Raw genomic sequence first — 14,018 nt, forward strand, 5'->3', positions numbered from 1 at the left:
TGGCAGCACTCAGGACAGCCCCTATCCCGTGCGTCACAGCATTCGCTATTTCCTCGCGTTTCGAGAAGGTGTGTGTCATCATTTCCATCTATTCCACTCCAATACTATCAGGTGTGTTCATTATACGCCTATAAAAGTGATTTATAAAGGGAAGCAGAAAGAAGAGGTTTGATGTTATCCAAATAGTGGGTAATAGATAGTCGTCCGAATGCGTCAGAGAGAGAGAATTGTCGGAAATTGCGGTTCGTGATCAGGCTTGATCTATGTTAAACTATGTAATGGTTCCTTAGAGCGTCTCTTTCTGCTCCTTCAGATGTTGAACAAAGGAGTGAACATGATTATGGTAAGTATAGAAGAAACAGAAACATTGAGGATCCCTCTCGTATCAGAGATCATGATCCCATCAGAGAAGGTCGCCCACGTGCAGGTAGGCAATCCTTTGGAGCACGCGCTGCTCGTCCTCGTGAAATCAGGCTATTCTGCAGTTCCTGTACTGGACCCTACGTACAAATTCCAAGGGGTGATCAGTAAGACAAAGATACTGGAGGAAACGTTGGGAATGGAAAGGTTCGAGCTTCATCACTTATCGGATATCAAGGTGTCGGAAGTGATGGATAAAGAGGTACCGTGCCTTAAACAGGACGATACGATGATCGATGCCCTTCATAAACTGATTGATTTTCCTTTTGTCTGCGTCACCAATCCGGAAGGCGAATTTGACGGAATCGTCACCCGCCGCACGATACTAAAACAATTCAGCAAACACTACCACGAAACCTTCAAACACACGATGAACGAATCGAATGCATAATACAAAAACTATACCGGAATAGATGGCATCTTCCTGATGTCATCTATTTTTGTAGTATAGTAAAAGCGATTACATAGATAAAGGGGATGAATCCTTTGCAGAAAAACAGACAGAGAAGGGGACTCGTCCTTGCTTCGATTATGCTTGCCATGTTCCTGGCAGCCATCGAAGCGACGATCGTTTCGACGGCTATGCCGAGCATCGTGGCCGACCTTGGTGGGTTCAGCTTGTACAGCTGGGTATTCTCCGCCTACTTATTGACCAATGCCTCTACGGTTCTGCTGTTCGGCAGACTGTCCGATGTTTATGGTCGAAAACCGATTTTCATGGTCGGAATCAGCTTGTTTTTAACGGGAGCGGTCATTAGTGCACTTTCTCCTTCTATGGAAGTATTGATCGTGGCAAGGCTTGTTCAAGGACTCGGAGCGGGTGCTTTGATGCCGATTGCGACGACGATTGTAGGCGATATCTACACGAAAGAGGAGCGGGCGAAGATCCAAGGCTACCTCTCGAGCGTCTGGGGGATTTCTGCTGTTACAGGTCCCGTTCTGGGCGGTTTTTTTGTGGATATACTCAGCTGGCATTACGTATTTTGGATGAATATTCCGCTCGGCCTGCTGGCTCTCGCAGGTATCCTGCTTTTCTTTAAGGAGGAAAAGGTCAAAGAAAAGCGTTCGGTTGACTGGACAGGGTCGCTACTGGTGGTCGTTACCATCAGTACTGTCATGATTATCCTTGTAGAAGGAGGTACGGGACTCGAGTGGAGCTCGCTTCCAATTGCCGGACTTGCTGCTGCAGCTTCAGCGGGGGCTTTAAGTTTTGTCTTTCATGAGAGAAGAATAGCAGACCCGATGATTCCGGTCGAGTTATGGAAAATCCCTTCCATCCGCTACGCCAACCTCACTTCTCTCACGACAGGAATGATTCTGATCGGCGTCAGCAGCTACCTGCCTGCATTCGTCCAGGGAGTAATGGAGCAGTCTGCGACCGTTGCGGGCTTCACCTTAACGACTATGTCGATCGGCTGGCCGATTGCTTCGACGGCTGCAGGACGTCTCATCCTGAAAATAGGATATAGACCAACCGCATGGATCGGAGGAGTTTCCCTTATTATCGGGGGAGCGGTCTTTACCATGCTTACACCTGATAAAGGTCCGTGGTTCGCCGCCTGTGCTTCATTATTCATCGGGATTGGAATGGGTCTGACGTCGACCTCTTTCATTGTGTCCATTCAAAATGCCGTGCCTTGGAAGCAGCGGGGGATCGCGACAGCAACCAATATGTTCATGAGGACGATCGGCAGTGCCGTGGGGGCGGCACTCTTAGGAGGCCTCCTGAACAGCCGGCTTGCAGGTACGATCAAGGAAGCAGGCTTAGCTGATTCGCTCGGAGTCGATTCCGCCAATTCCCTGCTTAGGGAAGAAAGCCGGGGCGATTTAACGACGGAGGAGCTTCGTGTTTTGCAGGACGGACTCACGGACGGCCTGCACCTTGTTTACATCGGTTTATTGGTGCTCGCCATTGTCAGTTTTCTTTTAATTCTGCAACTTCCGAAAAAAGAGGATTGAAATTAGGCACGGTGCTTTGATAAAGTAAAGGGGGAAAGAAATACATAGAGGAGGAAACAACATGAAGCAGATGGACGCTAATGAAATCATTTCATTCATTTCAAATAGCAAGAAATCAACACCGGTCAAAGTTTACGTCAAAGGGAGCGATCTTGAAAGTATCGAATTCGGAGAAGAAGTGCAGGATTTCGTCTCCGGTACTTCCGGCGTCCTTTTCGGAGAGTGGAAAGTCATTAAATCGGTTCTTGAAGCAAACGAGTCTAAGATTGCGGATTATGTAATAGAGAATGACCGCCGTAATTCCGCGATTCCACTGCTGGATATGAAAGATATCAATGCCCGTATCGAGCCTGGTGCTATCATCCGCGACCAAGTAGAGATCGGAGATGGAGCCGTCATCATGTTCGGTGCCATGATCAATATCGGTTCTGTAATCGGGGAAGGTACGATGATCGATATGAACGTGGTTCTTGGAGGACGCGCAACAGTAGGGAAGAACTGCCACATCGGTGCTGGAGCCGTACTTGCAGGTGTTATTGAGCCGCCATCCGCTAAACCGGTTGTCATCGAGGATGGCGTTGTCATCGGTGCGAACGCTGTAGTACTGGAGGGCGTAACCGTCGGTGAAGGTGCTGTTGTTGCTGCCGGAGCGATTGTAACGGAAGATGTTCCGCCGAATACACTTGTTGCCGGTACCCCTGCGAAAGTTCTTAAGGAAATCGATGATCAGACGAAGTCGAAAACCGAGATCAAGCAGGAACTGCGTAAACTGGACAATTAATTTAACGAATTACAGGGCCTTGCTGGCAAAGCAAGGCCTTTCTTATAAGGAGGAACCACCATGCAGCAAGAGCAGTTGACAGCTGTGCGAAGAGAATTACATCGTATTCCGGAGCTCGGCTTTCAGGAATTTGAAACCCAGCGTTATTTATTGAACTATATTGCCGGCCTTCCTCAGGAGGCTTTGGTTGTTGAGACATGGAGGACCGGAATTTTTGTCAGAGTCAGAGGAACTGTAGGAGCGAAGACAATCGGCTACCGGGCCGACATGGACGGATTACCGTTGACGGAGCAGACCGGCTACGACTTTGCCTCGGAATACCCGGGGAGGATGCACGCGTGTGGACACGATTTTCATATGACCATCGCACTCGGGGCTCTCACCCGTCTGGCGGAAAAGCCGACAGAAGATGATGTCGTGTTTCTTTTCCAACCTGCAGAGGAAGGGCCGGGCGGTGCGGAGCCGATGATGCAGGCGGAGGAAATGAAAGCCTTCCGTCCGGACATCCTGTTCGGGCTTCATATTGCACCGGAACTGCCTGTCGGGACAGTATCTTCCAAACCAGGTCTCCTGTTTGCCAATACAAGTGAGCTGTTTATCGATTTTCACGGACTTGGCGGGCATGCAGCATTTCCGCATCTGACACGGGATATGGTGGTCAGTGCCAGTACATTCGTGACCCACTTGCAGCAAATTGTCGCGAGAAGAGTCGATCCACTGGACAGTGCCGTCATCACGATCGGGAAAGTGGAAGCAGGCACGGTGCAGAACATCGTCGCTGAAACGGCCCGTCTGGAAGGGACGATCCGTACATTATCACCGGAAGCGATGGACCGGGTGAAGAAAGAGATCGAAAAAGTGGCCACAGGATTTGAAATTGCTGATGACTGTCGAATTCACATCGATTACGGATCAAACTACCATCAAGTTTTCAATAACGACACATACGTGAAGCAGTTCCGAGGAATTGTAGAACAATCGGATTACCAGTACAAGGAAGCTTTGATGGCCATGACAGGAGAAGATTTTGGATATATGATCAAAGAAATTCCTGGTTTTATGTTCTGGCTCGGTGTAGAGTCTGATGCCGGCCTCCATCATGCAACGCTGAAACCTAAAGAGACAGCACTCACCGTCGGTGTGGATGTTGTCGAACAAACGATCCGCGGACTATAGATACCCATGCATACCTGCTATATACAAGCAAACAATAAAGTAGGCTTGATGTATGCAGGAGGAGGGTTTGCGGATGGAATCCACCATAAAATTAATCGCCGTTGCATTATTGATTGCATTGACGGCATTTTTCGTTGCCAGTGAGTTTGCTATCGTTAAGGTAAGAAGGACGCGTTTGGAAGCGAAAGCGCAGGAAGGAAACAAGCGGGCTGAGATGGCGCTGAAGATCGTCCGAAACTTGAACTATTATTTATCTGCCTGCCAGCTGGGCATTACGATTACGGCGCTGGGTCTAGGGTGGCTCGGTGAACCGACGCTTGAAGTGCTGCTCCATCCACTGTTCGGTTCCCTTTCGCTGCCGGCAGGCTTTACAAATACGCTTTCCTTCGCTGTCGCTTTCTTTGTCATCACTTTCCTCCATGTTGTTTTAGGAGAGCTGGCACCGAAAACCGTAGCGATACAAAAAGCGGAACAGCTGAGTCTGCGTCTGGCGCGGCCGCTTCTCCTTTATAGTAAAATTATGTACCCTCTGATCGTTCTTTTGAACGGATCAGCTAATCTGCTTGTCCGCCTGCTCGGGTTTGGAGTCGTCAAGGAAGCGGAAGAGGTACACTCGGAAGAAGAACTCCGCCATATTTTGACGAAGAGTTACCAAAGCGGAGAAATCAACCACTCCGAGTTCACGTATGTAGACAGGATATTTGAATTTGACAATCGAATGGCGAAGGAAATCATGGTGCCGAGGACAGAGGTGGTCGTCCTTGATGCTTACCAATCCATCGCCAGTGCAGAACGAGAAATGAAGCAGAACCGCTTTACCAGGTACCCGGTCGTGGACGGGGATAAAGACAACGTAATTGGTTTAATTCATATGAAGGAACTTTTATATGAAGACGGCTCCAAAGATATAAACATCCGGCCGTATATCCGCCCGATTATGAAGGTGTTCGAGAATGTACCTATTCAGGAAATACTCGTCAAGATGCAGAAAGAGCGGAGCCATATCGCTTTACTGATCGATGAGTACGGAGGTACTGCCGGTATCATCACGATTGAGGATATTATTGAGGAAATCGTCGGAGAAATCCGGGATGAGTTCGATGCTGCGGAGGAGAGAAATATCAAACGCCTGAAGAATGGTCACTTCCTTTTGGAAGGAAAGACGCCGCTTCAGGAAATCAATGACTACTTTGATCTCCACCTGACCGGACAGGATGTCGATACCATAGCAGGATGGGTCTATATGAAAGATTATGAAGCAGGACAAGGGACGGTGCTCGAAGCGGAGGATTACCAGTTCCGCGTGATCGGTGTCGACAGGGGGCAGATCAAAAAGGTGGAAGTGATCCGGGGTTACGAATAAAAGGTCCGGCCGGAGGGTCTTGGGAATTGAGAATAGCATGAACAAGCGTATAGGACATTCCTTCGCCAATAAAAAAAGACCCCATCAGGGTCTTTTTTTATGCTTCTTTGCGTATGTTAACTTGATGTGGGTAGGGAATTTCGATGCCGGCAGCGTCCAGGGCTTCCTTCATCGCTTTTCTCATATCGCGTTCCACTGCCCATTGTTCCATGTTCTCTGTCTTTCCGAGGATACGGATAACGACATCGGAAGAACCAAGGCTTTGGACACCAAGGACGTTCGGACCTTCTTTGAAACGCTCATCGGACGCAAAGTCATCAGCCACCTTCTGAAGCACCGCCATAGCTTCGTCAATATTCTCATCATAGCCGATGCCAATATCAACAAGGGCGCGCATATTTCCGCGGGAGTGGTTCGCCACGCCTGAAATGTTGCGGTTCGGTACGAAATTGAGCGTACCGTCAAAGCTGCGGATCTTCGTCGTGCGGATACCTACCTCTTCCACGACTCCGTCGTACCCGCCGGCAGTTACGTAATCATCGACTTCGACCTGACGCTCCAATAATAAGAAGAAACCGGTCACGATATCGGACACAAGTCCCTGCGCACCGAAACCGATCGCAAGTCCAAGGATACCGGCACCGGCAAGAAGCGGTCCGATATTGATGTCGACAGCAGTGAGCAACATCATGATCAGAATGGCGATCAATACATAAGAAAATAAATTGACACACAAACGATGAAGGGTTTTTGTGCGCCCCTCCGATAATTTCCGCTGTTGACCCATCCGATCGATTGCGGCACCGATCGCTTTCGAACCAAGCGGTTTGACGATAGCAAACGCAATTAATAATACGATGATTTCCAAGCCGACAGAAATAAGGCTGTCCACCAGCTCTGCCGCATTAAATTTAAATCCCTCTTCAAAAATGTTCAAAGTCAAAACTCCTTCCTGTCTTCCAATTTCTACTGCTCCTACATAGGATATCGGAAATCACAGGGGGATTTCAACGATTAAGGATGAATTTGTAGATAGATGTCGAATGCTTGCTGCCGTATTCCTTCCTTTTTCAGCCTTTCTCAGCATTTCTTATTACCTCAGGGTGTATCGTTCTTCCACAATAAGATGGAATTCTTAGAAAGTTGTTTGAAGGTAAAGGACAGAAAATTTTAAAAATTGGGTCGAATAGGTGGAAAAATATTTCGATACCCGATATATTTATAGTTATGTTCCGAAACAAATTTCCCATCGGACGATAAACAAAAAGGAGGGGCATCTATGGAAACATTCAGGAAATTAAAGGCATTCTACTGGCCCTATCGGAAATATTTCTTCTTATCTCTATTCTCACTTTTCTTTGTGACGGCTATTACAGTCGTCTATCCCATTGTTCTGCAGGTGACCATCGATGACGTCGTGGCAGGGGGACGGTACGAGTGGATCCCTTACATCTGCGCGGTTTTCCTCTTGTTGATGGTAATCAAGGGTATTGCTACTTATTACCATCAGTATCTCGGCGATTACTTCGGGATCCGCTCTGTCTATCGCCTGCGTGACGGGCTGTACAAGAAATTGCAAAGGCTTTCTTTCAAGTATTACGACAATGCGAAGACGGGAGATTTGATGTCGCGCTTGACGGCGGACGTCGAAGGGTTCCGTTTCTTTCTGTCCATGGGATTCTCGGAGCTCGTTCGTATCGTCCTGCTCATCCTTATCAGTTTAAGCGTCATGTTTTATTTCTCTGTACCTCTTGCGCTCATTACGATGGCTGCTATGCCTTTTCTTGCCGTGGTCGTCTACCGCTTTGAAATTCAAGTCCACCCCGCATTCCGAAGAATCCGTAAGTCATTCGGGAAGTTGAATACAAGGGTGCAGGAAAACATCAGCGGCATGAATACGGTCAAATCCCTTTCCCGCGAGAATTTCGAAATCGGTCGTTTCTCGGACAGCAGCAGCGATTATCGCTCTAAATTCATTACATCTTCCAACATCTGGGCAAAGTTCTTCCCTCTAATGGAATTTATTGGAAATGTTAGCGTCGTCGCACTTCTGGCTTACGGCGGATATTTAGTTGTCAATGGCTCGCTGCAGCTTGGGGAGCTGGTCGCTTTCTTCAGTCTCGTCTGGTATATCCTGGGGCCGCTCATGAACATCGGTTTCGTCATCAACCTGTTTTCTCAAGCCAAAGCATCCGGAGAGCGTCTGCTAGAGATATTAGAGGCGGAAGAAGACATCCAGGAGAGGGAGGACGCGCTGTCCGTTGATCGTCTAAATGGCCATGTCACCTTCCGCGATGTCACCTTAACGTATGTCGAAGGGGATGATTCCGCATTGAAGCATATCTCTTTTGATGCGCCTCCCGGCAAAACGATCGGCCTGATCGGACCGACTGGTTCGGGAAAAACGAGCATTACCCAGCTGATTACACGCTTCTATGAACCGGAGGCGGGAGAGGTGCTCATCGATAACCATCCTGTCTCGGATTATGGCTTGAAATCCCTGCGGAAGAATATCGGTTTTGTTCTTCAGGAGTCTTTCTTGTTTTCGACGACCATCAGGGAAAACATCGCCTATGGCGATCCTGATGCTTCCGAAGACGCAGTGATCGAGGCAGCCAAGCGTGCTCAGGCACACGACTTCATCATGGAAATGCCCGACGGCTATGATACGCTGCTCGGTGAACGGGGGATGGGACTCTCCGGTGGACAAAAACAGAGGATTGCTATTGCACGATCGATTCTAATCGACCCGGCTGTCCTCGTTCTCGATGATGCAACATCCGCGGTTGATATGGAAACAGAATTCCAGATTCAGAAGGCACTAAAGGAAGTGATGAAAGGGAGGACGACGTTCATCATCGCCCACCGGATTTCTTCCTTAAAGCACGCGGATGAAATCCTGGTGCTGGAAGATGGAGAAATCAAGGAGCGTGGTGTCCATGATGATCTCTTACACAATAACGGCCCATATCAACGGATCTATGATATCCAATACCAGGATAAAGAAAAAATACTGAACGCATCCAACGTTTCGTAAGAAGGAGGAGTGAAGATGTCTGCTGAAAAAACAGAAACGAATAAGCATTTGAATCGTTTCAAATATACACAGGACCAGGCCATTGAGAAGCCGTTTAACTGGGGACAAATGTGGCGTCTGCTTGCTTACATAAAGCCGTACGCCAAGACGCTGCTGCCAATCTCCATCATTGCAATGCTGGTCTCGACGCTGGTCCGGCTTGTCGTTCCAATCCTGATCGGAAAAGTGGCCATCGATATAGCGATTAAAGACGGCAATACCAATTTATTGATCGAGCTTGTCGTTGGAATCGCCGTTTTATACGGGCTCAGCTATGTCGGCAATATTCTTCGGATTAAATATGTCAACATCCTTGGTCAAAACGTCATATACGATTTGAGACAGCATTTGTTTTCCCACGTCCAGCGCTTGTCTCATAAGTTCTTTGATTCCAGATCCGCCGGTTCTATTCTTGTGCGGATCATGAACGATATCAACTCCCTTCAGGAATTGTTCACAAATGGAATTATCAATTTATTGATGGACATCGTCATGTTGACCGGAATTATTGTCATTCTATTTGTACTGAGTCCAAAGCTTGCCCTCGCCGTTCTTGTCATCATGCCGATCATGTTTTACATTTCGACGAAGCTCAGGCGTAACATACGCCGCTCCTGGCAGGATGTGAGGATCCAGCAGTCGCGCTTGAATTCCCATTTGAATGAGAGTCTGCAGGGCGTAAGAATAACCCAGTCGTTCTCACAGGAGAGGGAAAATACGGAATACTTCGATGGTGTCAACAGCGACACCTTCGCATCTTGGAATACGGCGTCTAGAAAAAGTGCCATGTTCCGGCCATTCGTCGAGATGAGTAATGCCGCAGGTACCATTATTCTGGTCGCATTCGGAGCTCATCTTATCCTTGAAGGCGATGTGGAAATCGGTACTTTCGTATCCTTTGCCTTCTTCCTGGGAATGTTCTGGGAGCCGATTTCACGTCTCGGCATGGTCTACAATCAGCTGTTGATGGCCATGGCCGCATCCGAGCGGATCTTTGAATTTCTTGATGAGAAACCGAATGTGGAAGAAAAGGCCGGCGCTGTTACTTTGACAGATATGAAAGGTCACATCGAATTTGATCACGTCCGGTTCGCCTATGATGAGAAGCGAATTGCTCTCCATGACATAGAATTGGAGATGAAGGCAGGGGAGACGGTAGCCCTCGTCGGCCATACCGGTTCCGGTAAATCGACCATCGCGAACTTAATCAGCCGCTTTTATGACCCGACGGGAGGTTCTGTAAAAATCGACGGTGTCGATCTTCGTGATGCGACCATCGATAGTGTCCGCCAGCAGATCAGTGTCGTCCTGCAGGATACATTCATTTTCTCAGGGACGATCATGGAGAACATTCGCTTCGGACGACCCGGTGCATCCGATGAAGAAGTCATGGACGCTGCGAAGGTTGTTGGAGCCGATGGTTTTATCCAAAGACTCAGTGAAGGATATCAAACGGAAGTAGAAGAGAGAGGAAGCATTCTGTCTGCAGGGGAAAGGCAGCTCTTATCCTTCGCCCGCGCCCTTCTTGCTGACCCGAGGATTTTAATACTGGATGAAGCGACAGCGAGTATCGATACGGAAACAGAAGTGAAAATCCAGCAGGCGCTGAAAAGACTTCTGAAAGGCCGGACAGCCATCATGATCGCTCACCGATTGTCGACGATCAGGGAAGCAGACAACATCTTCGTACTCGAGCAAGGGAAAATTTTAGAGCACGGGTCCCACGAGGAACTGATGGATGCTAAAGGGGAGTACTACGAATTAGTCAAAGCCCAGTTCCGCATGCTCGATGCTATGTAATTCCATTGAATATTCATTTCTTGTAAATATGGAAGCCGTCAGTCATGACGGCTTCTTTTTTTGTGGAAGATCCTGTTACGATCCGTGCCGGAAGGGGTAAACGAGTAATGTCGAACGGAAGGATTTTTGAAGGAAATGTGAAGTTTGTGAAGTATGTCACAAAATCGTCAACACTGACTGCCCACGAAGTGGAATGACCGCATTATACTAAGTGTATCGGATAGATTACCACGAGTTCGTTAGGAGGAAGATTCATGTTCGATTTTGATAACGTCGCCGTAAGTCAGTCACTGACGGCGATGACTCTGTTATTCCATGCTATTTTCGCAACGATCGGAGTCGGTGTTCCTGTGCTCGTTTCCGTCGCTGAATTTATCGGGATCCGGAAGAAAGATCCTCACTATACATTACTGGCAAGACGATGGACCCGCGGTTATACCATCACCGTAGCCGTTGGGGTCGTGACTGGAACCGCGATCGGCCTGCAGCTTTCTTTGATCTGGCCGAGCTTTATGCAGATCGCAGGTAACGTCATTGCTCTGCCGCTCTTCATGGAGACGTTCGCCTTCTTCTTCGAAGCGATCTTCCTGGGCATTTATTTATATACGTGGGACCGGTTCAAAAACCCGATCCATCACTGGCTTTTGTCCATTCCTGTGGTGATTGGAGGGACGATGTCCGCCTTTTTCATCACGACGGTCAACTCCTTCATGAACACGCCGCAGGGATTCGACCTGGAAGGCGGTCGTTTCACGGCAGTCGATCCAATTGCAGCGATGTTCAACCCTGCAACTCCGACAAAGGTATTTCACGTCGTATCTTCATCCTATTTGACAGCAGCCGCCATCCTTGCTGGTATAGCCGCTTTTATTATTTTAGTGAAAAAAGGAAGTGCTTATCATAAGAAAGCTTTGAAATTAACGGTTTCCATGATGTTCATTTTTGCTATTCTGACGGCTCTTGCCGGGGACTTATCAGCGAAATTCCTTGCTGAACACCAGCCGGAGAAGCTTGCTGCAGGAGAATGGCACTTCGATACGGAGGAAGGAGCAGACCTTGTCGTTTTTGGAAGACTTAATGAGAATAATGAGGTGGAGAACGCCATCCGTATTCCAAACGCTCTGAGCTTCCTTGCTCACGGCGATTTCCAGGCGGAAGTAGAAGGTCTGAATGAAACTCCTGAAGAAGAACTTCCGCCGTTATGGATACACTATATGTTCGATCTGATGGTGACGATCGGATTTTACCTGCTCGGCATTTCCCTGTTGTTCCTCGTGTTCTGGAAAGTGAAGAAGTGGAATACGTATCATCCGCTGCTTCTTTGGGGAATTGCGCTTGCCGGACCATTGTCCATGCTCGCCGTCGAATTCGGGTGGATATTTGCGGAAGTCGGCCGGCAGCCATGGATCCTGCGCGGGTTTATGACCGTTGCCGAGGGTGCGACGACCTCACCTTATGTCACCCAGATGTTTGTCCTGTTCGCCGTCCTTTATTTGGTGCTTGCCCTCGGGTGTATCCTTACCCTGCGAAAAATCTTTAAGGGGAGACCAGCCGAGCTTGAAATGGAACGACGATATCCGCAGGTGGCAGCAGCGAGAGAGGAGGCCGATGAATGAACTATGAATTGATTGGGATCAGCGTCTTGTGGCTGTTCCTTTACGGGTATTTAATCGTAGCATCCGTCGACTTCGGCGCTGGTTTCTTCGCCTATTATGCCAGGTTGACGAAGCAGGACCATGTGATAAATAAACTGATTTCCCGCTATTTATCTCCTGTTTGGGAAGTGACGAACGTATTCTTTGTGTTCTTCTTCGTCGGTCTGATCGGATTCTTCCCGGATATGGCCTACTATTTCGGTCAGGCCATGCTCGTTCCGGGCAGCATCGCCATTGTTCTCCTTGCCATCCGCGGCTCATTCTACGCTTTTGAGAATTATGGATCGAAAAATAACAGCTTCTACATGTTCCTGTACGGGGCGACCGGACTGCTTATTCCGGCTGCGCTTTCGACCGGGTTGACGATCTCGGAAGGGGGTTACATCGAAGAGACGGCGGACGGGGTTCACCTGCTCGTCGGAGAACTGTTGACCAGCCCTTATTCCTGGAGTGTCGTGTTCCTTGCGATTGTTTCCGTTCTGTATATCAGCTCGATGTTTCTCAGCTATTACGCTCACAGAGCGGATGATCAGCCTGCTCTTAATCTCGTCCGTCGTTATGCCTTGTTTTGGAGTTCCCCTGCGATTATCGCCAGTCTGACGACATTCATTGCCCTCAGTCAGCAGAACGAGGAGCATTTCAACAAGGCGCTTGATCTGTGGTGGGTATTCGGCCTCTCTGTCGCAGCCTTTATGCTTGCCGTCTTTCTCGTATATAGAGGGAAACATTATGGATGGGCGTTCATCGCCGTCATGGTCCAGTTCTTCTTTGCCTTCTTCGGCTACGGAGCTTCCCACCTGCCTTATCTATTGAAGCCTTTCGTAACCTTGACAAGCGGAGTGACAAATGACGCGATGGCTGTTGCACTTGTCATTGTATTCATCGCAGGGCTTTTGTTACTCATCCCTTCCCTGATCCTGTTGATGCGCCTGTTCCTGTTCGACGCAGAATATGTAAAAGGGAAAAATAGATACAGGGTCTAATGATTGGAACGTCTGCAGCAGCGGGCGTTCCTTTTTTATGCTAACCTTGTGAAAGGAAGATCGATCGGTACTGGCATAACATTCGCCTTTCTTTTATGATAGAATGGATGTACATTTGGCCTGATAAATGGAGGAACAATCATGAAAAAAGAATTTGCAGTCATTGGACTGGGTCGTTTCGGCGGCAGCATATGCCGTGAGTTGAGCAGGGAAGGGATGGAAGTGCTAGCCCTCGATCTGGATGAAGATAAAGTCAACGAGTACAGAGATATCGCTTCTCATGCCGTCATCGCTGATTCAACGGACGAACACGTTTTAAAAGAACTGGGATTCCGCAACATCGACCATGTGATTGTCGCGATTGGTGACAACATCCAGGCGAGTATGCTGACCACTCTGATCCTTAAGGAAATGGGAATTAAAACAATTACGGTTAAAGCGCAGAATGACTACCATGAGAAAATCCTGAACAAGATCGGAGCCGATCAAGTTGTCCACCCGGAACGGGATATGGGGAAACGGATCGCGCACAATATCATTTCCAATAATATTCTGGATTATATCGAGCTTTCTGATGATCACAGCGTCGTCGAAGTGAAGGCCGGCAGTAAAATGAGCGGAAAAACGCTTGTTGATCTGGATATCCGTGCCGAGTACGGATGTAACGTCGTGGCAATCAAACGCCATAAAGACGTCATCGTTTCTCCGATGGCTAGTGAAGAAATCCGGGAAACGGATGTCCTGATCGTCATCGGGGCCGATAAAGATATCAGCCGGTTCGAGAAGAACCTCGTTGTTGAAGATT

At 48.4% G+C, this 14,018-nt stretch carries 12 protein-coding genes and 1 pseudogene; 11 read left to right on the forward strand and 2 right to left on the reverse strand.

Going from position 1 to position 14,018, the window contains the following annotated elements; all coding sequences use genetic code 11:
- Window positions 1–82, reverse strand: a pseudogene (locus D479_RS21145) (hemolysin D); the annotation flags it as partial.
- A 258-nt stretch (window positions 83–340) separates the two neighbouring features.
- On the opposite strand from D479_RS21145, the gene cbpB reads away from it, so the two are divergent.
- The 5 genes from cbpB (at window position 341) to D479_RS19280 (ending at window position 5,699) form a co-directional block, all read left to right on the forward strand.
- Window positions 341–811 (forward strand): cyclic-di-AMP-binding protein CbpB, encoded by a 471-nt coding sequence (gene cbpB / locus D479_RS19260; RefSeq protein ID WP_008640437.1) that lies wholly within the window; start codon window positions 341–343, stop codon window positions 809–811.
- A gap of 86 nt (window positions 812–897) precedes the next feature.
- Window positions 898–2,379 (forward strand): MDR family MFS transporter, encoded by a 1,482-nt coding sequence (locus D479_RS19265; protein ID WP_035387996.1) that lies wholly within the window; start codon window positions 898–900, stop codon window positions 2,377–2,379.
- Between the two features lie 61 nt (window positions 2,380–2,440).
- Complete coding sequence (gene dapD, locus D479_RS19270; protein ID WP_008640439.1) at window positions 2,441–3,160, forward strand: 2,3,4,5-tetrahydropyridine-2,6-dicarboxylate N-acetyltransferase; 720 nt, start codon at window positions 2,441–2,443, stop codon at window positions 3,158–3,160.
- A 60-nt stretch (window positions 3,161–3,220) separates the two neighbouring features.
- Window positions 3,221–4,336, forward strand: a complete 1,116-nt coding sequence (locus D479_RS19275) for an N-acetyldiaminopimelate deacetylase (RefSeq protein WP_008640440.1) — start codon at window positions 3,221–3,223, stop codon at window positions 4,334–4,336.
- Between the two features lie 73 nt (window positions 4,337–4,409).
- A complete protein-coding gene (locus D479_RS19280; protein WP_008640441.1) occupies window positions 4,410–5,699 on the forward strand; it encodes a hemolysin family protein in 1,290 nt (429 codons plus the stop codon).
- A 97-nt stretch (window positions 5,700–5,796) separates the two neighbouring features.
- Here D479_RS19280 and D479_RS19285 read toward each other — a convergent pair whose 3' ends face one another.
- A complete protein-coding gene (locus tag D479_RS19285; protein WP_008640442.1) occupies window positions 5,797–6,636 on the reverse strand; it encodes a mechanosensitive ion channel family protein in 840 nt (279 codons plus the stop codon).
- A 342-nt stretch (window positions 6,637–6,978) separates the two neighbouring features.
- Here D479_RS19285 and D479_RS19290 point away from each other — a divergent pair, with 342 nt between their 5' ends.
- The 6 genes from D479_RS19290 to D479_RS19310 all read left to right on the forward strand — a co-directional run.
- Complete coding sequence (locus D479_RS19290; protein WP_008640443.1) at window positions 6,979–8,736, forward strand: ABC transporter ATP-binding protein; 1,758 nt, start codon at window positions 6,979–6,981, stop codon at window positions 8,734–8,736.
- 15 nt (window positions 8,737–8,751) lie between these two features.
- Window positions 8,752–10,575, forward strand: coding sequence for an ABC transporter ATP-binding protein (locus D479_RS19295; protein WP_008640444.1), 1,824 nt, complete (start codon window positions 8,752–8,754; stop codon window positions 10,573–10,575).
- A 44-nt stretch (window positions 10,576–10,619) separates the two neighbouring features.
- Entirely contained in the window at window positions 10,620–10,772 is a 153-nt protein-coding gene (locus D479_RS20900) for a hypothetical protein (RefSeq protein ID WP_193743903.1), read from the forward strand.
- Window positions 10,773–10,829: 57 nt separating this feature from the next.
- Window positions 10,830–12,191, forward strand: a complete 1,362-nt coding sequence (locus D479_RS19300) for a cytochrome ubiquinol oxidase subunit I (protein WP_008640445.1) — start codon at window positions 10,830–10,832, stop codon at window positions 12,189–12,191.
- Window positions 12,188–13,213 (forward strand): cytochrome d ubiquinol oxidase subunit II, encoded by a 1,026-nt coding sequence (locus D479_RS19305; RefSeq protein ID WP_008640447.1) that lies wholly within the window; start codon window positions 12,188–12,190, stop codon window positions 13,211–13,213. The genes D479_RS19300 and D479_RS19305 overlap by 4 nt, the downstream gene beginning before the upstream one ends.
- 141 nt (window positions 13,214–13,354) lie before the next feature.
- Window positions 13,355–14,018 (forward strand): TrkA family potassium uptake protein (locus tag D479_RS19310; RefSeq protein ID WP_008640449.1); only part of this gene is annotated, 664 nt, incomplete at its 3' end.

It is taken from the genome of Halobacillus sp. BAB-2008 (assembly GCF_000328325.1).
Classification (GTDB): Bacteria; Bacillota; Bacilli; order Bacillales; family Halobacillaceae; genus Halobacillus.

Excerpts from the sequence above, each read along its gene's own strand:
- cbpB (WP_008640437.1), top strand. The coding sequence starts at position 341 with ATGGTAAGTATAGAAGAAACAGAAACATTGAGGATCCCTCTCGTATCA.
- D479_RS19265 (WP_035387996.1), top strand. The coding sequence starts at position 898 with ATGAATCCTTTGCAGAAAAACAGACAGAGAAGGGGACTCGTCCTTGCT.
- dapD (WP_008640439.1), top strand. The coding sequence starts at position 2,441 with ATGAAGCAGATGGACGCTAATGAAATCATTTCATTCATTTCAAATAGC.
- D479_RS19275 (WP_008640440.1), top strand. The coding sequence starts at position 3,221 with ATGCAGCAAGAGCAGTTGACAGCTGTGCGAAGAGAATTACATCGTATT.
- D479_RS19280 (WP_008640441.1), top strand. The coding sequence starts at position 4,410 with ATGGAATCCACCATAAAATTAATCGCCGTTGCATTATTGATTGCATTG.
- D479_RS19290 (WP_008640443.1), top strand. The coding sequence starts at position 6,979 with ATGGAAACATTCAGGAAATTAAAGGCATTCTACTGGCCCTATCGGAAA.
- D479_RS19295 (WP_008640444.1), top strand. The coding sequence starts at position 8,752 with ATGTCTGCTGAAAAAACAGAAACGAATAAGCATTTGAATCGTTTCAAA.
- D479_RS20900 (WP_193743903.1), top strand. The coding sequence starts at position 10,620 with ATGACGGCTTCTTTTTTTGTGGAAGATCCTGTTACGATCCGTGCCGGA.
- D479_RS19300 (WP_008640445.1), top strand. The coding sequence starts at position 10,830 with ATGTTCGATTTTGATAACGTCGCCGTAAGTCAGTCACTGACGGCGATG.
- D479_RS19305 (WP_008640447.1), top strand. The coding sequence starts at position 12,188 with ATGAACTATGAATTGATTGGGATCAGCGTCTTGTGGCTGTTCCTTTAC.